We start from the raw sequence: 18711 nt of genomic DNA, 5'->3' as shown, positions 1-18711 counted from the left end.
ATGACCGACCACGCCGCCGCGGCGGACCTGCTGCTGAAGAACTGGGCCGCGACGACACGCATCGCCGCACTGCCCGAGGCCGCACGCCCGAAGAGCCGCGGCGAAGGCTATGAGGCAGCAGCAGCGGTGGCGCGGCAAAGCGGCAGCGCGGTGGCGGGTTGGAAGATTGCCGCCACCAGCGAGGCCGGGCAGAAGCACATCAACGTCGACGGGCCGATCATTGGTCGCATCCTCAAGAGCAGGTTGCTGCCGGACGGCTCATCCGTCACGCTGGGCGACAACATCATGCGGGTGGCCGAGGCCGAATTCGCCTTCGGCTTCGCGAAGGACCTGGCCGCGCGCGCCACGCCCTACACGCAAGACGAGGTGCTTGATGCCGTGGGCTCCCTGCATCTTTCAATCGAGGTGCCGGACAGCCGCTACGTGGATTTCACCAAGGTGGGTGCCGCACAGCTGATCGCCGATACGGCCTGCGCCTCATGGCTGGTGCTGGGGCCTGCGGTGGACAGGCCGTGGCACGACCTCGATCTCTCGTCGCATGTGGTGAAGGGCCTGCTCAATGGCGCCGTGAAGGCCGAGGGCACCGGCAAGGCGGTGCTGGGTGATCCGCGCAAGGCGCTCACCTGGTTCGTCAACGAGGCGTCCACCTACTGCGGAGGGGTGAAGGCCGGGCAGTTCGTGACCACCGGCACCTGCATCGTGCCGATGGCGGTGACGCCTGGTGATGCGGTCACCATCGACTATGGCGTGCTCGGCACCATCTCATGCCGGATCGCATGATGGAGTTGTTGCGCCCTGAACCACTGACGCGCGAGGCGTTCCAGCCCTTCGGCGAGGTGATCGAGATGGCGGGCTCGGCCCACTACACCATCAACCAGGGCTTCACCGAGCGCTTCAATGACCTGTGCTTCGTGGACGTGGCGATGGAAGGTGGTGCCACCAATGTGAGCCTGTTCCTCGGCCAGCCACGGCCCGCACCCATCGCCATCAAGCTGATGGAGCGCCACCCGCTGGGTGCCCAAGCCTTCGTGCCGCTGCAGGACAGGCCATGGCTGGTGCTGGTGGCGGGCGATGTGCATGACCTTGCAAGCTATCGCGCCTTCACCGCCACGGGAAAGCAGGGCGTCAACTATGCCCGCAACGTGTGGCACCACCCCCTGCTGGTGCTGGATGCCGACAGCCGCTTCCTCATCATTGACCGCAAGGGGCCGGGGAACAATCTGGAGGAGGTATGGCTTGGTGAGGGTGAGGCGTTCGGGCTCACGCCGTAGCGCGGTCGTGCAGTTTCCGGCCCTTCACGTAGGTGGCTTTCACCGCGCGGTCATCACCGAGGATCATCAGCGAGAACAGCACGTCCTCGAGCGAGATGGAAAGCTCCTGGCGGCTGGCCAGAACCGGCGTTGCCTTCGGATCCAGCACCACGATGTCGGCGAACTTGCCGTGCTCCAGCGCGCCCGTCTCATGCGCGATCTTCAACCGCTCCGCGTTGCCGCGCGTGGCCATGGCGAAGAGTTCGTGCGCCGAGGGCTTGTAGCCGGCCAGCATCTGCACCTTGTAGGCCTCGCCAAGCGTCGCCAGCATCGAATAGCTGGTGCCGCCGCCCACATCGGTGGCCACACCGAGATGCACCGGCCTGCCCTTCTCGCGCAGCCACGGCATGGACATGAGGCCGGAGCCGAGGAAGGTATTGGAGGTGGGGCAATGCACCACCGTCGAGCCTGACTCCGACAGCCGCGCGCATTCGCGCTCCGAGAGGTGGATGCCGTGGGCGAAGAGGCTGCGGTCACTCAACAGGCCGAAGTGGTCATAGACGTCGGTGTAATCCTTTGACCACGGGAACAGCTCCTTGACGAAGGCGATCTCGCGCGGGCTTTCGGACAGATGCGTCTGCATCAGCGCGCCCGGCAGCGAGGCGAGCAATTCGCCCGACACTTTCAGCTGCGCGTCCGACGAAGTGGGCGCGAAGCGCGGCGTCACCGCATAGCGCAGCCGGCCCTTGCCGTGCCATTTCTCGTAAAGCTCCACCGTCTCGCGGGCACCTGTCTCTGGCGTGTCCTCGACAGCAGGGATGGCGTTCCGATCCATCATGGTCTTGCCGGTGACCAGCGCCATGCCGGCATCCTGCGCGGCGGCGAAGAGCGCGTCCGCACAGGTCTTGTGCACCGAGCAGAAGGCGAGTGCGGATGTGGTGCCGTGCTGGAACAGGCGGGAGAGGAAGATCTGCGCAGCAGCCCGGGCATATTCGCCATCAGCGTAGCGGCTCTCCTCCGGGAAGGTGAAGCGGGTGAGCCAGTCGAGCAGGTCCTTGCCGGGGGCGGCCAGCATCCGGTACTGCGGGAAATGGATGTGAGCATCGATGAAGCCCGGCATGACGAGCATGTCGCCATGGTCATCGGTCTCCGCCTGCTGGAAGGGCTGCGGCAGAAGGCCCTGCGGGCCGGTCCACAGGATGACGCCGTCGTCGCCGATGGCGATGGCCCCCCTGCTCTCGTGCACGGCCTTGCCGTCGGCGGTGAAACTCAGCGTCTGGCCCTTGATGACCCGCGTCATGGCGACACCCTATCCTCGATGCGAAAGCGGAAGATGCGGCAGACTTGGCTCAGCGCTGTCTCGAACTCGACTGCTTCGTCATTGCCGACGCGCGCCTCGAAGCTGTCGAGGATCATGTGCTTGGTCGCACCCTTGACGGCGAAGATGAAGGGAAAGCCGAAGCGCTGCTTGTAACGGGCATTGAGATCGGTGAAGCGGGCGAATTCCTCCGCCGTCAACGCGTTGAGGCCTGCGCCTGCCTGTTCCTTCGTCGAATCCTCCGTCAGCCTCGCCTTGGTGGCGAGATCAGGGTGGGCGCGAATAAGGGCCAGCTGCGCATCGCGGTTGGCGGCGCGGATGGCGGTTTCGAAGTGCTTCACCAATGCCTCGCGATTGGCGAAGGGGCGCGATGCATCGGCCTCGCGCGCCACCCAGGGTGAATGCTCGGCCACGTCGCCGAAGGCTTCGATGAAGGCTTTCGGGCTCATGGCATTCACTTGCGTGATGTTCATCATTGCCTGGCGATCCATGTTCCGAGCTTGGCGCGTTCTTCGTCGGTGATGCCGGTGCGGTTGGCGAGCGGCATGGCCTTGTTGGCGACCGCCTGCACCCAAACCTGCGCCGAATAGCGCTTCATCTGATCCAGCGTCTCCAGATGAACGCCCTTGGGCGCCACCTTGATGGTTGCATCGGTCGGGTATTCCGCATGGCAGGCGGCACAGCGTGTCTGGACGATGGACAGCGCCTCGGCATCCGACACCTCGCCCGGGAACAGCACCAGCTTCGAGGGCTGAGTGACGATCAGGCCGATGGCCAGCGCGGCGCCGATCAGCGGCAGCGTCCAGGCGACATCGGCATGGGCGTCGCCCACCTCGGTGCGCACCAGGAAGTGGCGCGCAAGGCTGCCGGCGAGGATGATCAGACCCGCCAGCAGCCATGCGTGTGGACTGTCGGTGATCATCGGGAAATGGTTCGACACCATCATCGCCAGCACGGGGAGCGTCAGATAGGTGTTGTGCAGCGAGCGCTGCTTGCCGATGGCGCCAAGCCGCGGGTCAGGCCTTTCGCCCTTCAGCAGTGCAGCCGTGATCTTGCGCTGGTTGGGGATGATCACCATGAAGACATTGGCCGCCATGATGGTGCCGATCAGAGCGCCGATGTGGATGAAGGCACCACGCCCCGAGAAGACGTGGGTGTAGCCATAGGCGAAGGCCAGCAGCATGACGAAGAGACAGGCGGCCAGCAGCCCGGTGTTGCGGCCGATGGGTGATTTGCAGAGCGCCGTGTAGAGCACCCAGCCGAGGATAAGGCTCGCCACCGAGATGCCGATGGCTTGCAGCTGGGTGAGCGGCATCACGTTCGGGTCAATGAGATAACTATCGGCCTGCAGGTAGTAGAGCACGACCAGCAGCAGGAAGCCCGTCACCCAGGTGAGATAGGCCTCCCACTTGAACCAGATCAGGTCCTTCGGCAGCGTCTCAGGTGCGGTGAGGTATTTCCGGACGTGATAGAAGCCGCCGCCGTGCACCTCCCACGCCTCGCCACCCACGCCGGGCGGCATGGAGGGCTCCTTGCGGAGCGAGAAGTCGAGCGCCACGAAATAGAAGCTGGTGCCGATCCAGGCGATGCCGGCGATCATGTGGCCCCAGCGGATGAACAGGTTCGCCCAGTCGAGCGAGAACAGCGGCGAGGAGGAAAGCAGCCACGCGCCGCCGAGGGAAACGAAGATGACCGGCAGCGTCCAGGCGATCTTCGACAGCGGGTCGCCCACCTCGTGCCGCACCAGGAAGTGGCGGAGCGCGGCGCCGCCGATGAAGATCAGGCCCACCAGCATCCACGCGTTCGGCGCATTGGTGAGCATGGCGAAATGGTTCGACACCATCATCAGCAGCACGGGCAGCGTGAGATAGGTGTTGTGCAGCGAGCGCTGCTTGCCGATTGCGCCAAGCCGCGGGTCCGGCACGTCACCCTTCAGCAGGGCTGATGTGATCTTGCGCTGGTTGGGGATGATGACCATGAAGACATTGGCCGCCATGATGGTGCCGACGACAACGCCGACATGGATGAAGGCGCCGCTGCCTGAGAACAGGTGCGTGAAGAGGTAAGCGAAACCGAGGATCAGCGCGAAGACGCAGGCCGCGAGCGCGCCGGTGTTGCGGCCGATGGGTGAGCGGCATAGCCCGTCATAGATCGCCCAGCCCGCGACGATGGACACGAGCGAGATGACGATGGCCTGCCACGGTGCCAGATCGGCAACGGCTGGATCGATGAGGTTGGCGCTGGCGTTGAAATAATACACCACCGCCAGCAGGAAGAAGCCGGTGACCCAGGTGAGATAGGCCTCCCACTTGAACCATGTGAGATGTTCGGGAAGCGTGGATGGTGCCGAGAGATATTTCTGCACATGGTAGAAGCCACCGCCATGCACCTCCCAGGCCTCGCCGCGCACGCCTGGCGGAAGGTCGCCGCGCGTCTTCAGCGAGAAGTCCAGCGCCACGAAGTAGAAGGACGTGCCGATCCACGCGATGCCGGCGACCATGTGGCCCCAGCGGATCACGAAGTTCAGCCAGTCGGCGATGAAAGGCTCCAATCTCACAGCTCCTCATGAATACGCCTGCCGGGGATTGCTCCCGCGGCAGGCGCTGGTTTTGTGGTCCGCGCTTACTGCGGCAGCTTGTCGTCGACGCCCTTGATGTAATAGTTCATGCCGAGCAGCTCGCCATCGGGAAGCGGCTTGCCGGCTTCACCGACCGTCGTTCCGTCCTGCTTGGTGATCGGGCCCATGAAGGGATGGAACTCGCCGGACTTGATCTTGGCGACCGAGTCCTCAGCCATCTTCTTCACGTCATCGGGCATGTTGGTGAAGGGCGACAGGACGACCATGCCGTCCTTCATGCCACCCCAGGTGTCATCCGACTTCCAGGTTCCGTCGAGAACGGCCTGGACGCGGGCGACGTAGTAGGGATCCCAGTCATCGGTGTTGGAAGTGAGCTGGGCCTTGGGCGCGAACTTGATCATGTCGGAAGACTGGCCGAAGCCAAGCTTGCCGGCCTTTTCGGCCTCCTGAAGGGGCGCAGTCGAGTCCGTGTGCTGGACGAGGATGTCCGCACCCTGGCCGAGCAGCACCTTGGCGGCGTCGGCTTCCTTGCCCGGATCATACCAGGAGTTCACCCAGACGATCTTGACCTTGAAGTCAGGGTTCACCGACTGGGCGCCGAGCATGAAGGCGTTGATGCCCATGACGACTTCCGGAATCGGGAAGGACACGATGTAGCCTGCCGTGCCGGTCTTCGACATCTTGGCGGCGATCTGGCCCATCACGTAGCGGCCTTCATAGAAGCGCGCGTTGTAGATGCTGACGTTGTCGGCCTTCTTGTAGCCGGTGGCGTGCTCGAACTTGATGTCCGGATACTTGGCCGCGACCTTGATGGTCGGATCCATGAAGCCGAAGGAGGTGGTGAAGATGATCTTGCAGCCTTCGCGCGCCAGGCGCTCGATGGCGCGCTCGGCGTCCGGGCCCTCTGCGACGTTTTCGAGGAACACGGTCTCGACCTTGTCACCCAGTGCCTTGTCGACGGCCTTGCGGCCGACATCGTGCTGGTAGGAATAGCCGAAGTCACCCACGGGGCCCACATAGACCCAGCAAGCCTTCAGCTTGTCAGCCGCGTTCGCAGCACCTGCCGAGGCGCCAAGCGCCAGGGCCGCTGCCAATGCCATCCATTTCTTCATTCTCGTTTGCTCCTTGTTCAAAACCCATTTCCCTGCAGCCCTTGTTCTTGTTGCTTCGAAGGCGGCTGCAGGCCGTGACGAAGCTTCTTCATGCTCTAGCGGTCAGGCACGAAAGGCTGACCGAGGCAAGCCGGCGTGTTGGCCCGTATGAGGGCCCGGTTCCGCGATATGAGGACCAGCACGAGGATGGTCACCAAATAGGGGAGAGCCGAGAGTAGCTGGGACGGGATGCCGATGCCATATGCCTGCAGCGAAAATCCCATCACCGTAATTGTACCGAACAGATAGGCCCCCACCACGATGCGCCAGGGCAGCCAGGACGAGAAGACCACGAGGGCCAGCGCGATCCAGCCGCGGCCGGCCGTCATGTTTTCCACCCATTGCGGCGTATAGGCGAGCGACAGGTAGCCGCCCGCGAGGCCTGAGCAGGCACCACCGAACATGACGCAGAGGTAGCGCACGCCGACCACCGAATAGCCCAGCGCATGGGCCGACTGGTGGCTGTCGCCCACGGCCCGGATGATGAGACCCGCCTTGCTGCGGAACAGCAGGTAGGACACCCCCGCCACGATGGCGAAGGACAGATAGACCATCAGGTCCTGCCCGAACAGGATGGGTCCGATGAAAGGAATGTCCGACAGCCCCGGAACATGCAGCCGCTCAAGGTGGACGCCGGGCTGGCCGACAAAGCTTTCACCCATCAGCCCGGCGGTGCCGAGCCCGAGCAGCGTGAGCGCAAGGCCGGTTGCCACCTGGTTCGAGACCATGGTGAGGGTGAGGAAGCCGAAGAGCAGCGACAGCAATGCTCCGGCGACGAGGGCCGCCAGCACGCCGACGTATGTATTGCCAGTCAGCAGCGCCGCGCCGAAGCCGGATACCGCACCTACCGCCATCATGCCCTCGACGCCGAGATTGAGGACACCCGAACGCTCCACCACCAGTTCGCCGATGGCAGCGAGCAGCAGCGGTGTTGACGCCGTGATGATGGTGAGGATGACGGAGAGCAGCTGGTCGTTCATGCCTTCACCTCCGCCAGCTTCGGCGTGCGCCCAATGAATTTCAGGCGGTAGAGGATGAGGCTGTCGCAGGCCAGAATGTAGAACAGCAGGATGCCCTGGAAGACGCGCGCCGTCTTGTCGGAGATGCCGAGCGCCACTTGCGCGGATTCACCACCCAGATAGCTGATGGCAAGTGCGAAGGCCGCAACCAGCGCGCCGATGGGGTTGAGGCGGCCGAGGAAGGCCACGATGATGGCGGTGAAGCCGTAGCCGGGCGAGATGCCGGGCTGCAGCTGTCCCACCGTGCTCATCACTTCGCAGATGCCGGCAAGGCCAGCGAGGCCACCCGAGAGGAGGAAGCAGAACCACACGGTCTTCTCACGCGAGAAGCCCGAGAAGCGCCCGGCGCGCGGCGCGATGCCCTGCACGCGCAGTTCATAGCCTTTCAAGGTGCGGCCCATCATGAAGGCCAGTGCCAGCACCGCGACGACGGCGAAGATGGCCCCGAGGTTCACGTAGATCGGGCCGATGGACGGCGGGATAAGCTGGAACTGCGGCAGCAGCTGCCAGTCGGTGAAGGCGATGGTCTTGGGGAAGTTGTAGCCCTTGGGATCACGCCAGGGCCCGCGCACCAGCCAGTCGAGCACCAGCTGGATGACATAGACCAGCATCAGGCTGGTGAGGATCTCATTCGTGCCGAAGCGGTTCTTGAGGAAGGCGGGGATCGCTGCCCAGGCCATGCCGCCGATGACGCCCAGTGACAGCATGAGCACAAGCGTGAGCGGCGACTGGAAATCGGGGAAGAACACCGGGATGGCCGAACCCAGGATGGCGCCCGCGGTCAGCTGTCCCTCGGCACCGATGTTCCAGACATTGGCCATGTAGGAGACGGCAAGCCCCGCACCGATCATGGCGAGTGGCGCGGCCTTGACGATCAGCTGCTCGATCGACCACGAGGTGGTGAGGGGCTCGACGAAGAACACGTAAAGCGCAGAAAAGGGATTGAGGCCACGCAGCGCGAAGATGATGCCGCCGGTGACGAGGGTGAGCAAGATGGCGACGATGGGCGACAGGATCGCCATGCGCCCCGAGGCCTCTGCCCGCTTCTCAAGCACGAGCCGCATGGGGCGTCTCCTTCAATTCATGGGCACCCGCCATGAGGAGGCCGATCTTTTCCGACGAGAGCTCGGAGGCCGGATAGGCCTCGGAGAGCTGGCCGCGCGAGATGACGGCGATGCGGTCGGCGATCTCGAAGATCTCGTCGAGGTCCTGGCTGATGACCAGCACGGCAGAGCCCTGTCGGGCGAGGTCGACGATGGCCTGGCGCACGGTGGCCGCAGCACCCGCGTCGACACCCCATGTCGGCTGGTTGATGACGAGGACTCCGGGCTTGCGATCAAGCTCGCGGCCAACCACGAATTTCTGCAGGTTGCCGCCCGAGAGCGAACGCGCTTCCGGGTCGGGCTTGCCCTTCCTCACGTCGAAGTCCTTGATGACGCGCTGGCTGACGCCTGCTGCACCACCACTGCTCACCATGCCGGATTTCACCAGCGCCTCGTCGGAGGAATGGCGCGTGAGCACCACGTTCTGCGAGAGCGTGAAGCCCGGCACAGCGCCATGGCCCAGCCGCTCTTCCGGCACGAAGGCGGCACCCACATTGCGGCGCTTGTTGACGCCGTCATGGCCCATCGGCTTGCCGTCGATGACCAGCATGGCAGCAGATGCCAGCGAGCGCTCGCCCGACACCGCATCGAAAAGTTCCGACTGGCCGTTGCCGGCGACGCCGGCGATGGCCACCACCTCGCCTGCCTTCACGTCGAGCGAGACGTTCCTGAGTTCCACCGCGAAAGGCCCATCGGCAGGAAGCCTGAGGTGATCGAGCTTGAGGCGCGTGGCGCCGCGCTGGTCTTCCCGCGCGCTCTTCACCACATGGATGTCACCGCCCACCATGAGGCGCGCGAGGCTGGCCGCCGTTTCCTTCTCGGGGTCGACATTGGCGACCACCTTGCCGTGGCGCAGGATGGTGACGTTGTGGCAGAGGCGCTTCACCTCTTCGAGGCGATGGCTGATGTAGATCACCGCGCAACCTTCGCCCGCAAGCCGCGCCAGCGTCACGAAGAGCTGGTCGGCTTCCTGCGGGGTGAGCACGGCAGTGGGCTCGTCCATGATGAGGAGCTTCGGCTCCTGCAGCAGGCAGCGCACGATCTCGATCCGCTGGCGTTCGCCCACCGAAAGGTCGGCCACCACGGCGGTGGGCGCCAGCGGCAGGCCATAGTCGCGCGAGACGCGCGTGATGCGCTCGGAGAGTTTCTTCATGTCGAAGGCGCCTGGCATGGCAAGCGCGATGTTTTCCGCCACGGTGAGCGCATCAAACAGCGAGAAGTGCTGGAACACCATGCCGATGCCGAGCTTCCTTGCCGCGGCGGGGCTGGGAATGGTGACGGGTTTTCCCATCCAGCGGAACTCGCCGGAGGTGGGCTGCAGCGCGCCATAGATCATTTTGACGAGGGTGGACTTGCCCGCCCCGTTCTCGCCGAGGAAGGCGTGGATTTCGCCCGGCTTCACCTTGAGAGTCACGTCGTCGTTGGCCTTCAGGGTTCCGAAGACCTTGGTGACGTGGAGTGCCTCGAGCAGGTATTCCATTGATCAGCCAGCGTTCCTTGCCGACAACATGCCGTGGGTTGCGGAGGCTGACAATGCCTCATCGAGGGTTATAAGCTGGGCTGCAACCGAGACCGCGATGGCGGCGGGAAGCTTGGAGCGGATGCCGCCGATGCCGATGGGGCAGATCATCGCCGCCACCCGGACCTCGTCGACGCCGGCGTCTCTCAGCCGGCGCTCAAACCGCGCCCGCTTGGTGGCGCTGCCGATGACGCCGACATGGGCAATCGCCGGCTTACGCAGGGCCGCATCGGCAACTGCCAAGTCGAGTGCGTGGGAATGGCTCATGATGAAGGCCAGCGATCCTTCAGGCGCCTCTGCCACCACCTGCAGCGGGTCGCCCACGAAGCCCGTCACGTTCTGCGGCATGGCACCGGGGAAGGCCTCCGGGCGGGGGTCCGCCCAGGTGACGTCAAATGGCAAGGGGGCGAGCGACAGGATCAGCGCGCGGCCTACATGGCCCGCGCCGAAGACCAGCACGGCGCGGCGGCGCTCGCCGAAGTTTTCCACAATTCCAAGCAGCCGGTTGGTAAGGCTGAACGGCACGGCCTGCTCGCGCGCCGCCATTTCCCTCGCCTCCGCCAAGGAGGTCGCATCGAAGCTTTCGATGGCGAGCGTTACCCGCCCGCCGCAGCACTGGCCAAGATCGGGGCCGAGTGACTGGGTGAGCATCCTGATCTGGCGCGGCTTGCCCAGCATGCGCTGCGCCTCCGCAAGTGCCTTCCACTCCAGCGTGCCGCCGCCGATAGTCCCGTGAAAACCGTTGGCGGTGACCACCATGCGGGCCCCCTCCTCACGCGGCACGGAGCCTTCGGCACGGGTGACGGAGACCATGGCGCAGGAGCCCTGCGTTTCCAGCGTGCGCGCAATCAGGTTCCACACCTTCATCACTGCATTCCGTTCACCGCGCGGAGGATCGCCTCCGGCGTGGCAGGCGCATCGAGCTTCGGGATGTCTCCGGGCTTGATGCTGGCAATCGCATCGAAGATCGCGGTCCACACCGAATTGCCCAGCATCAGCGGCGGCTCGCCCACTGCCTTGGAGCGATAGATCGTGTCTTCCTTGTTGCCTTTGGATTCGAACAGCTTCACCCGGAAATCGGCGGGAACGTCGGAGGCGCAGGGGATCTTGTAGGTCGAAGGCGCATGGGTGCGCAGGCGGCCCTGTTCGTCGAAGACCAGTTCCTCGGTGGTGAGCCAGCCCATGCCCTGCACGAAGCCGCCCTCCACCTGGCCGATGTCGAGGCCGGGGTTCAGCGAGCGGCCGACGTCATGGAGGATGTCGACGCGGTCAACCGTCATCTCGCCCGTCAGCGTGTCGATGGTGACTTCCGAGCAGGATGCGCCATAGGCGAAATAGAAGAAGGGACGGCCCTTGGCCTTGGGCCTGTCCCAGTGGATCTTGGGCGTCGCGTAGTAACCCGTGGAGGAGAGCGAGATGCGCGCGGCATGGGCCTGCTTAGCAAGGTCACCGAAGGCAATGGCGTGCTTGCCGCCCAGAACTCTTCCGCCCTCGAAGCGGATGCGGCTCTTCGGCACCTTCCACTGCTTCGCCACGAAGGCGATGAGGCGGTTCTTGATGGTGGCAGCGGCAGCCTTGGCGGCCATGCCGTTGAGGTCGGCACCTGAAGACGCCGCGGTGGCGGACGTGTTGGGCACCTTGCCGGTGGTGGTGGCGGTGATGCGCACTTGCGCGGCCGCGATGCCGAACTCCTCCGCCACCACCTGCGCCACCTTGGTGTAGAGGCCCTGCCCCATCTCCGTGCCGCCGTGGTTCAGATGCACCGAGCCATCGGTATAGACATGCACCAGTGCACCCGCCTGGTTGAGGTAGGTGAGCGTGAAGGAGATGCCGAACTTGACCGGCGTGAGCGAGAGGCCCTTCTTCAGCACAGCATTCTTCGCGTTGAAGCGGGCGATCTTTTTGCGTCGTGCGCGATAGTCGGAAGACGTCTCGATCTCTTCGATGATCTCGGGCGCGATGTTGTCCTCGACCTTCATGCCATAGGGCGTGACGCTGCCCTTGACGCCGTAAAGATTGGCCTTGCGCACATCGAGCGGGTCCTGCCCCGTGCGGATGGCGATCACCTCCATCAGGCGCTCGGCAAACAGCATGCCCTGCGGGCCACCGAAGCCGCGGAAGGCGGTGTTGGAGACAGTGTTGGTGCAAAGCCTGCGCGTGGCGATGCGCGCGGCGGGATAGAAATAGGCATTGTCCGCATGGAACATGGTGCGGTCGCAGATGGCATTCGACAGGTCCGCCGAATAGCCGCAGCGGGCGAGAAAATCGACATCAACACCGGTGACGCGACCCTTGCCGTCGAAGCCTGCCGTATAGTCGACGCGGAAGTCATGGCGCTTGCCCGTCAGCATCATGTCCTCGTCGCGGTCGAGGCGGCACTTGGCCGGGCAACCCAGAAGGCGCGCGGCGAGTGCGGCGAGGCAGGCCCATTGCGCGGCCTGGCTCTCCTTGCCGCCGAAGGCACCACCCATGCGGCGGCATTCGACCGTCACCATGGAGGCCTGCACATGCAGCATGTGGGCGACAAGGTGCTGAACCTCTGAAGGGTGTTGCGTGGAGCAATGCACGGTGACCGCACCATGCTCCTCCGGCACGGCGAGGCTCACCTGACCTTCGAGGTAGAAATGCTCCTGCCCGCCAATGCGGAAGCTTTCCGAGACGCCATTCTTGGCTGATGCGATGGCCTTCGCCGGATCACGGCGTAGGAACTGGTAGGGATCGCCCACGTCCTTGGTCTTCGCGGCCAGTGCGTCCTCGACCGTCACGGCGGGTTTTTCCGCCGCGATCTCGATCTTCGCCAGCTTGGCGGCGCGGCGCGCGGCCTCGCGCGTGTCGGCGACCACCGCGAAGATCACCTGGCCGTGGAACATGATGCGGCCATCGGCGAGGATCGGGTCGCCACCGAAGACGGGCGCGCAGTCGTTGAGGCCCGGAATGTCCTTGGCGGTGAGGACCGCGATCACGCCCGGAGCGGATTTCACCGCCGAGAGGTCGAGCGCCTTGATCTTGCCCAGCGCGCCGTCCCTGGCGAAGCCGGGATAGACGTGGACGAGACCCTCGGGCTCGCGCATGTCATCAATGTAGGTGGCGGAACCCTGCACATGCAGCGGTGCGCTGTCATGGGCCAGCGTCTTGCCGACAGTCTTCGTTTCGATGCGGCGGCGGGCCACGGCCATCACGCCACCGCCTTGCGATTGGCCAGCACGCGCGTGTTGCCGGCACCTGCCACTTCCATCAGCGCCTTCTTCAGCAGGCCTTGCGCCACGTCGATGCGATAGGCGGCGGAGGCGCGCATGTCGGAAATCGGTTGGAAATCCTTCGCCAGCGCGTCAATGGCGGCCGCCCATGATGCAGGCTGGTCGAGCGAGACACCCTGCAGCGCCACTTCGGTTGCGGCGCCACGCTTCGGCGTTGCCGCCATGCCGCCGAAGGCGATGCGGGCGGATGAGATGGTGCGGCCATCCAGCGTGAACTTGAATCCGGCCATGACAGCGGAGATATCCTGATCGAAGCGCTTGGAAATCTTGTAGGCGCGGAAGGCTTCGTTGCGCTTGAGCTTCGGCACGTCGATGTGCCAGACGAGTTCGCCCGGCTTCCGGTCCTGGCGGCCATAGGCGATGAAGAAGCTTTCGAGCGGCAGCGAACGTTCAGTATCGCCATGACGCAGCGTGAGCGTGGCGCCGAGTGCGATCAGCATTGGCGGCATGTCGCCGATGGGCGAGCCGTTGGCGATGTTGCCGCCGACAGTGCCGGAGGCGCGCACCTGCGTGGAACCCAGACGGCGCAGCACTTCCGCAACATCGGCGTCGATGGTTGAGAGTGCCGGTGTCGCCTCCGCATAGGTTGCCGCCGCGCCGAGACTGATGCGGTCCTTATCTGACTTGACGGCGTGGAGTTCCTTCACGCCACCGGTGAGGATGATCTTCGGCAGCTGGCGCATCTGCTTGGTAATCCACAGCCCCACGTCGGTGGCGCCGGACACGATGGTGGCATCCGGATTCTCTGCCGCGAGCCGTGCCAGCGTCACGGCCTGCGCGGGGCGCGCGATGAAGCTTTCGGGCGTGCCGACGAAGACGTCTGCGCCATCATCCAGCGCGGCGAGCTGGCGGGTGGCTTCCCTGGCAGCCTTCGCCCAGCGGTCCGCCGCCTTGCCGCTGCAACTCAGCTGTGCGGCTTCGATGATCGGGCGATAGCCGGTGCAGCGGCAGAGGTTGCCGGCGATGTGGGTGGCGATCTCGTCACGCGTGGGCGCACCGCCCTGCTGGTAGAGGGTGAACAGAGACATGACGAAGCCCGGCGTGCAGAAGCCGCATTGCGAGCCGTGGGTGTCCACCAGCGCCTGCTGCACCGGGTGCAGCACGTCGCCGTCGGCAAGGTCATCGACGGTCACCAGTTCCTTGCCGTCAAGCTGGCCGACCAGAATGATGCAGGCGTTGACCGGCTCATAGACCAGCTTGCCGTTCTTCAATGAGCCCAGCGCCACGGTGCAGGCGCCGCAATCGCCCTCGTTGCAGCCTTCCTTGGTGCCGCGCGCGCGCTCATCGAGGCGCAGCCAGTCGAGCACGCTGCGCATGGACGGCACGTGGGACAATTCCACGATCCGGGCGCGGCGCAGGAAGCGGATGGAGGCACGGGTGGTCACTTGGGATCAGCTCCCTCGGTAGGTGGAATAGCCATAGGGCGAAAGCAGCAGCGGCACGTGATAATGCGCCGATGCATCCGCGATGCCGAAGCGGATGGGAATGACGTCCAGAAAGGCGGGCTTGGGCAGCTTGGTGCCGCCGGCGCGCAGATAGGCCCCGGCGTGGAAACGCAGCTCATACTCGCCGGCGGCGAAATCCGCGCCTTCCAGAATGGGGCCTTCGGCACGACCGTCGGCATTGGTGTGAATGGTCTTGAGTGGAGCCGTCTCGCCCTGCCGGAACAGTTCGATTTTCAGCCCTGCCGCGGGCTTGCCCGAGGCGGTGTCCAATACATGCGTCGTCAGGCGGCCCATGTCGCTTGCGCTCCTCGCATCCCCTTATTTCAGGCTCTGGTGGCCCGAATTACCGAAAAAGCTATCATGCAGCGCGCGTTCGCAAAAGCAGAATAAAGGCGACGGACCGTGCGCATTTTGCGCAGCATTCAGAGCTTGCGGAGGTAGTGCTCCACGATCTCCAGAAAGGCCTCCACCGTGGGCCTGGCGCCGGCCCCGCTGCGGGCCACCAGGCGCAGGCGGTCCACCGGCAGGCGCTTGTCGGAGAGCGGCACGAAGACGAGCGTTCCGGAAGCGAGCTCGCGCTCGATGCCGATCACCGTCTGGAAAGCGACGCAGCTGCCGCGACGGCTGAGCGAGGCCATGAGCCGGAGCGAGTTGCACTCGAAGGCGGGCCTGAGCTTGCGTGCGGCCGGGATGGCATCGAGGATCGCCCGCAGGCTGAGGCCGGGCGAGGGCCAGGCGAGCGGATGCTCGGCGCAGTCGGCGAGCGACAGCTTCTTCGCCTTGGCCAGCGGGTGGCCGGGCGACATGATGGCACCGAGGTCGAGATCACGCGAGGCCAGCGCTTCGAGCCCGTCGAGCGTGGACGGATTGAACGTGAAGCCCAGTTCCGCCTGGTGCTCGCGCACCATCTGCGTGACGGCCTCGGAGCCCGCGACCGTGACGGACACCTGGATGCCGGGATAGCTGCGCATGAAATGCTCCAGCATGTCGGGCAGGACCGAGGCCGAGACACTCTCCACCGTGGCGATGCGCAGCAAGCCGCGCGTCAGCTTGCGCAGCGCCGAGAGTTCATCGAGCGTATTCTCATGGCCCTGCGCGGCGCGCCTGAGCCCGCGCAGCAGGATTTCGCCCGCGGGTGCCAGCTTGAGGCCGCGCCCTGAGCGGTCGAACAGGCGATTGCCGAGTGCGGCTTCCAGCTGGATCAGCTGGCGGCTGATCGCCGAGGCCGCGACGTTCAAATCCTGCGCGGCGGCGCGCACCGAGCCCAGTTCCGCCACCGCCATGAAGTAGCGGTAGGAAATGGCAATCAGTGCGGGTTCGCTCTTGGCCACGAATTACCTGATCAGGATGCCGCGAAAATCGTTGACGTTGGTGTGGGTCGGCCCGGTGATCACCTGGTCGCCCAAGCGCTCGAACAGCGAATGCGCATCATTGTTCTCGAGGAAACCCATGGGGTCGAGGCCGAGCGCTCTTGCACGATCGAGACTGGTGGGATCGATCACCGCGCCGGCGATCTGCTCCATGCCGTCGATGCCGTCCGTATCGGCTGCGAGCGCAGTGATGCGCTTGTCGCCACCCAGCGCGATGGCCAGCGCCAGCAGGAATTCCACATTGCGGCCGCCCCTGCCCTTGCCCCTCACGGTGACGCCCGTTTCTCCACCCGACAGCAGCAGGCAGGGTCTCTTCACAGGCGCATCACGGTCGGCGATTTCGAGCGCGATCGCGGCATGGACCTTCGCCACCTCGCGCGCCTCGCCCTCGATGCGGTCGCCCAGATAAAGCACGTTGAGGCCCTGCGCCTCAGCCTTGCTGCGCACCGCGCGGAAGGATTCATGGGGCGAGACGACGACGCGGGCTTCGGTGTGGGCGCTATGGATGGCGCGGTCATCATCAGGGCTCTTCAACCAGGCCTCGATGGACTGCGGCACCGGCACGCCATAGCGCGCGAGGATGGCGAGCGCATCCTTCTTGCGCGTCGGATCGGCCACGGTGGGGCCGGAGCCGATGATGGCGGGGTCATCGCCCGGCACATCCGAGAGCGCCAGCGTCCAGATTCGGGCGCGGCCCGCGGCGCGCGCCAGCCTGCCGCCCTTGATGGCGGAGACCTGCTTTCTGACGCAGTTCAACTCGCCGATGTTGGCGCCGCATTTGAGCACGGCCTTCACCAGACCGAACTTCTCCTCGATCGAGATGCCCGGCACCGGCTTCGACATCAGCGCCGAGGCACCGCCGGAGATGAGTGCGATGAGGAGATCGTCAGGCCCCAGCGTGGCGGCGAGCGCCAGCGCCTGCTCGGCGGCGGCGAGGCTGGTCTTGTCCGGCACGGGGTGGCTGCCATGGATGAGGCGCAGCCGCTGCAGATTGTGGGTGTAGCCGTGGGGCGCAATGACGAGGCCTTCCAGCGGTCCGTGCCAATTGTCCTCCACCGCCTTCGCCATCGGGACGGCAGCCTTGCCCACCGCAATGACCACGGTGCGGCCTTTCGGCTTTTCAGGAAGGTTGCGGGCCACCGCCTTCGCGGGGTTGGCGGCCTCGACCGCGGCATCGAAAAGGCCGCGCAGGATCGTCCTGTCATCAGTCACGTAACGAAATCTCCCTGGCTTCAGGCTTTTTGCGCCAAGCCAGGGAGATGTACAAGCCTATGGCTGGATCAGCGGGCGACCAGCACGCTGCAATGCGCACGGCCCGCGACGTCCGAGGCCACGGAGCCCAGCACGAGGCGCGAGACGCCACGCTTGTCGCCGGTGCCGACGACGATCTGGTCGTAGCCGTTTTCTTCCGCATACTGAACGATGGCCGAAGCGGCCTCGCGGCTCCTGAGGGCCAGTTCATCGACGCTGGCCACGCCATGCTTCTTGGCGATGGCGGCGGCGGCGTCGAGCACCTTCTTCACCTGATCGTCTTCCATGCTGTAGATGAGCGGCCCGCGGCTTCCGCCATTGGCCACGTTGACCACGCAGATCGACAGATGCGCGCCCAGCTTCTTGGCCATTTCAGCGGCCAGTTCCAAGGCATGCGCAGAGTGGGCCGTGCCATCGGTCGCACAGAGAATCTTCTTCATCGCTTTTCCCTCCATATCGTCGCGAGTTCTTTACTCACGTGAATGAATAGGGAGCATCCTGCCGTCAAACCTTGATTTCGGTCAAAAAATAGGCAGATCGCCGAAGTTAGAGGTTACTCTCGGAGAAGGTGTCGCAATCCTTCAGGCTCTGGGCGTTGAGGCCCTTCTTGAACCAGTCCACACGCTGCGCGGACGTGCCATGCGTGAAGGATTCCGGCACCACATAGCCCTGCGAGCGCTTCTGCAGCCGGTCGTCGCCGATGGCGGCCGCGGCGTTGAGGCCCTCCTCGATGTCGCCATCCTCGAGGATCTTGGCGGAGGCGTTGGCCTCCTGCGCCCAGATGCCGGAGAAGCAATCGGCCTGCAGCTCCATGCGAACCGACAGCGCGTTGGCATCGGCCTTGGAGGCGCGCATGCGGGCCTGGGTGACCTTGTCGGCGATGCCGAGCAGGTTCTGCACATGGTGGCCAACCTCATGCGCGATCACATAGGCCTGGGCGAAATCACCCGGTGCGCCGAGCTTGTTCTTCATGTCCTGGTAGAAGGAGAGATCGATGTAGACCTTCTGGTCGGCCGGGCAATAAAACGGGCCCATGGCGGCCTGGGCATTGCCGCAGGCCGACTGGACGAAGCCCGAAAACAGCACGAGCTTCGGCTTCTGGTAATTGCTGCCGAGGATCTCGCCCCAGACGCGATTGTTGGAACCCAGCACGCGGGCCACGAATTCCTTGCCGGCGTCAGAGTCGGCCGAGGGCACGTTGGGGGTCTGCAACCCGCCGCCGCTGGCGTCCGTCACCTCGGTGCGCTTGTCGGGCAGGGTGATCTGGGTGTCCTGGCCGGTTCCCGGCACGGACATGCCGCCGCCGTTCAGCACCTGCAGGAGGTCGAGGCCGAACAAGAACTTGACGATGAAATAGACGGCGATCAGGAACAGGATGGTCTTGAAGCTGAAGCCGCCGCGGCCCATGCCGATGGGGATGTTGACTCCCCGCCCGCCGCGGCCACCGCCG

At 64.9% G+C, this 18711-nt stretch carries 17 protein-coding genes; 2 read left to right on the top strand and 15 right to left on the bottom strand.

Annotated elements, in window-relative coordinates; genetic code table 11:
• Together WCJ41_RS08920 and WCJ41_RS08915 are read left to right on the top strand one after the other, a co-directional pair.
• The gene (locus WCJ41_RS08920) at window positions 1-780 is read left to right on the top strand and encodes a fumarylacetoacetate hydrolase family protein (RefSeq protein WP_336905500.1); all 780 of its coding nucleotides are present in this window, start codon (window positions 1-3) and stop codon (window positions 778-780) included.
• Entirely contained in the window at window positions 777-1271 is a 495-nt protein-coding gene (locus tag WCJ41_RS08915) for an ureidoglycolate lyase (RefSeq protein ID WP_336905524.1), read from the top strand. Before WCJ41_RS08920 ends, WCJ41_RS08915 begins: the two co-directional genes overlap by 4 nt.
• On the opposite strand, the gene guaD is transcribed toward WCJ41_RS08915, so the two are convergent.
• The 15 genes from guaD to WCJ41_RS08840 all read right to left on the bottom strand — a co-directional run.
• On the bottom strand, window positions 1261-2550 hold the full coding sequence (gene guaD, locus WCJ41_RS08910) for a guanine deaminase (protein WP_336905499.1): 1290 nt from the start codon (window positions 2548-2550) through the stop codon (window positions 1261-1263). The two genes, WCJ41_RS08915 and guaD, sit on opposite strands and share 11 nt — an antisense overlap.
• Window positions 2547-3044, bottom strand: coding sequence for a 2-oxo-4-hydroxy-4-carboxy-5-ureidoimidazoline decarboxylase (uraD, locus tag WCJ41_RS08905; protein ID WP_336905498.1), 498 nt, complete (start codon window positions 3042-3044; stop codon window positions 2547-2549). The genes guaD and uraD overlap by 4 nt, the downstream gene beginning before the upstream one ends.
• A complete protein-coding gene (locus WCJ41_RS08900; RefSeq protein ID WP_336905497.1) occupies window positions 3041-5119 on the bottom strand; it encodes a urate hydroxylase PuuD in 2079 nt (692 codons plus the stop codon). The genes uraD and WCJ41_RS08900 overlap by 4 nt, the downstream gene beginning before the upstream one ends.
• A gap of 71 nt (window positions 5120-5190) precedes the next feature.
• Window positions 5191-6258: a BMP family ABC transporter substrate-binding protein gene (locus tag WCJ41_RS08895; RefSeq protein WP_336905496.1), complete on the bottom strand. Its 1068-nt coding sequence runs from the start codon at window positions 6256-6258 to the stop codon at window positions 5191-5193.
• Between the two features lie 95 nt (window positions 6259-6353).
• Entirely contained in the window at window positions 6354-7277 is a 924-nt protein-coding gene (locus WCJ41_RS08890) for an ABC transporter permease (RefSeq protein WP_336905495.1), read from the bottom strand.
• Window positions 7274-8380, bottom strand: coding sequence for an ABC transporter permease (locus WCJ41_RS08885; RefSeq protein WP_336905494.1), 1107 nt, complete (start codon window positions 8378-8380; stop codon window positions 7274-7276). The genes WCJ41_RS08890 and WCJ41_RS08885 overlap by 4 nt, the downstream gene beginning before the upstream one ends.
• Entirely contained in the window at window positions 8364-9899 is a 1536-nt protein-coding gene (locus tag WCJ41_RS08880; protein WP_336905493.1) for an ABC transporter ATP-binding protein, read from the bottom strand. The genes WCJ41_RS08885 and WCJ41_RS08880 overlap by 17 nt, the downstream gene beginning before the upstream one ends.
• 3 nt (window positions 9900-9902) lie before the next feature.
• Window positions 9903-10805: a xanthine dehydrogenase accessory protein XdhC gene (gene xdhC, locus WCJ41_RS08875; protein ID WP_336905492.1), complete on the bottom strand. Its 903-nt coding sequence runs from the start codon at window positions 10803-10805 to the stop codon at window positions 9903-9905.
• Entirely contained in the window at window positions 10805-13114 is a 2310-nt protein-coding gene (xdhB, locus tag WCJ41_RS08870) for a xanthine dehydrogenase molybdopterin binding subunit (protein WP_336905491.1), read from the bottom strand. Before xdhB ends, xdhC begins: the two co-directional genes overlap by 1 nt.
• On the bottom strand, window positions 13114-14580 hold the full coding sequence (gene xdhA / locus WCJ41_RS08865) for a xanthine dehydrogenase small subunit (protein ID WP_336905490.1): 1467 nt from the start codon (window positions 14578-14580) through the stop codon (window positions 13114-13116). The genes xdhB and xdhA overlap by 1 nt, the downstream gene beginning before the upstream one ends.
• A gap of 6 nt (window positions 14581-14586) precedes the next feature.
• Window positions 14587-14934: a hydroxyisourate hydrolase gene (gene uraH / locus WCJ41_RS08860; protein WP_336905489.1), complete on the bottom strand. Its 348-nt coding sequence runs from the start codon at window positions 14932-14934 to the stop codon at window positions 14587-14589.
• Window positions 14935-15062: 128 nt separating this feature from the next.
• The gene (locus WCJ41_RS08855; protein WP_336905488.1) at window positions 15063-15971 is read right to left on the bottom strand and encodes a LysR family transcriptional regulator; all 909 of its coding nucleotides are present in this window, start codon (window positions 15969-15971) and stop codon (window positions 15063-15065) included.
• 3 nt (window positions 15972-15974) lie between these two features.
• The gene (locus WCJ41_RS08850) at window positions 15975-17222 is read right to left on the bottom strand and encodes a glycerate kinase (RefSeq protein WP_336905487.1); all 1248 of its coding nucleotides are present in this window, start codon (window positions 17220-17222) and stop codon (window positions 15975-15977) included.
• Window positions 17223-17290: 68 nt separating this feature from the next.
• Window positions 17291-17701 carry a universal stress protein gene (locus tag WCJ41_RS08845; protein ID WP_336905486.1) on the bottom strand — a complete coding sequence of 137 codons (411 nt, stop codon included), beginning with the start codon at window positions 17699-17701 and terminating at the stop codon, window positions 17291-17293.
• 106 nt (window positions 17702-17807) lie between these two features.
• On the bottom strand, window positions 17808-18711 hold a 904-nt coding region (locus tag WCJ41_RS08840), incomplete at its 5' end, for a neutral zinc metallopeptidase (RefSeq protein WP_336905485.1).

It is taken from the genome of Aestuariivirga sp. (assembly GCF_037139295.1).
GTDB lineage: Bacteria > Pseudomonadota > Alphaproteobacteria > Rhizobiales > Aestuariivirgaceae > Aestuariivirga.
The sequence above is the reverse complement of the archived record's forward strand: the minus strand, read 5'-3'. Positions and strand labels throughout refer to the sequence as shown.

What these genes read in the sequence shown, in the direction of transcription:
- guaD (WP_336905499.1), bottom strand. Translation starts at nt 2,550, where the DNA reads ATGACGCGGGTCATCAAGGGCCAGACGCTGAGTTTCACCGCCGACGGC.
- WCJ41_RS08915 (WP_336905524.1), top strand. Translation starts at nt 777, where the DNA reads ATGATGGAGTTGTTGCGCCCTGAACCACTGACGCGCGAGGCGTTCCAG.
- xdhC (WP_336905492.1), bottom strand. Translation starts at nt 10,805, where the DNA reads ATGAAGGTGTGGAACCTGATTGCGCGCACGCTGGAAACGCAGGGCTCC.
- uraH (WP_336905489.1), bottom strand. Translation starts at nt 14,934, where the DNA reads ATGGGCCGCCTGACGACGCATGTATTGGACACCGCCTCGGGCAAGCCC.
- uraD (WP_336905498.1), bottom strand. Translation starts at nt 3,044, where the DNA reads ATGATGAACATCACGCAAGTGAATGCCATGAGCCCGAAAGCCTTCATC.
- WCJ41_RS08880 (WP_336905493.1), bottom strand. Translation starts at nt 9,899, where the DNA reads ATGGAATACCTGCTCGAGGCACTCCACGTCACCAAGGTCTTCGGAACC.
- WCJ41_RS08885 (WP_336905494.1), bottom strand. Translation starts at nt 8,380, where the DNA reads ATGCGGCTCGTGCTTGAGAAGCGGGCAGAGGCCTCGGGGCGCATGGCG.
- WCJ41_RS08895 (WP_336905496.1), bottom strand. Translation starts at nt 6,258, where the DNA reads ATGAAGAAATGGATGGCATTGGCAGCGGCCCTGGCGCTTGGCGCCTCG.
- WCJ41_RS08890 (WP_336905495.1), bottom strand. Translation starts at nt 7,277, where the DNA reads ATGAACGACCAGCTGCTCTCCGTCATCCTCACCATCATCACGGCGTCA.
- WCJ41_RS08920 (WP_336905500.1), top strand. Translation starts at nt 1, where the DNA reads ATGACCGACCACGCCGCCGCGGCGGACCTGCTGCTGAAGAACTGGGCC.
- xdhB (WP_336905491.1), bottom strand. Translation starts at nt 13,114, where the DNA reads ATGGCCGTGGCCCGCCGCCGCATCGAAACGAAGACTGTCGGCAAGACG.
- WCJ41_RS08845 (WP_336905486.1), bottom strand. Translation starts at nt 17,701, where the DNA reads ATGAAGAAGATTCTCTGTGCGACCGATGGCACGGCCCACTCTGCGCAT.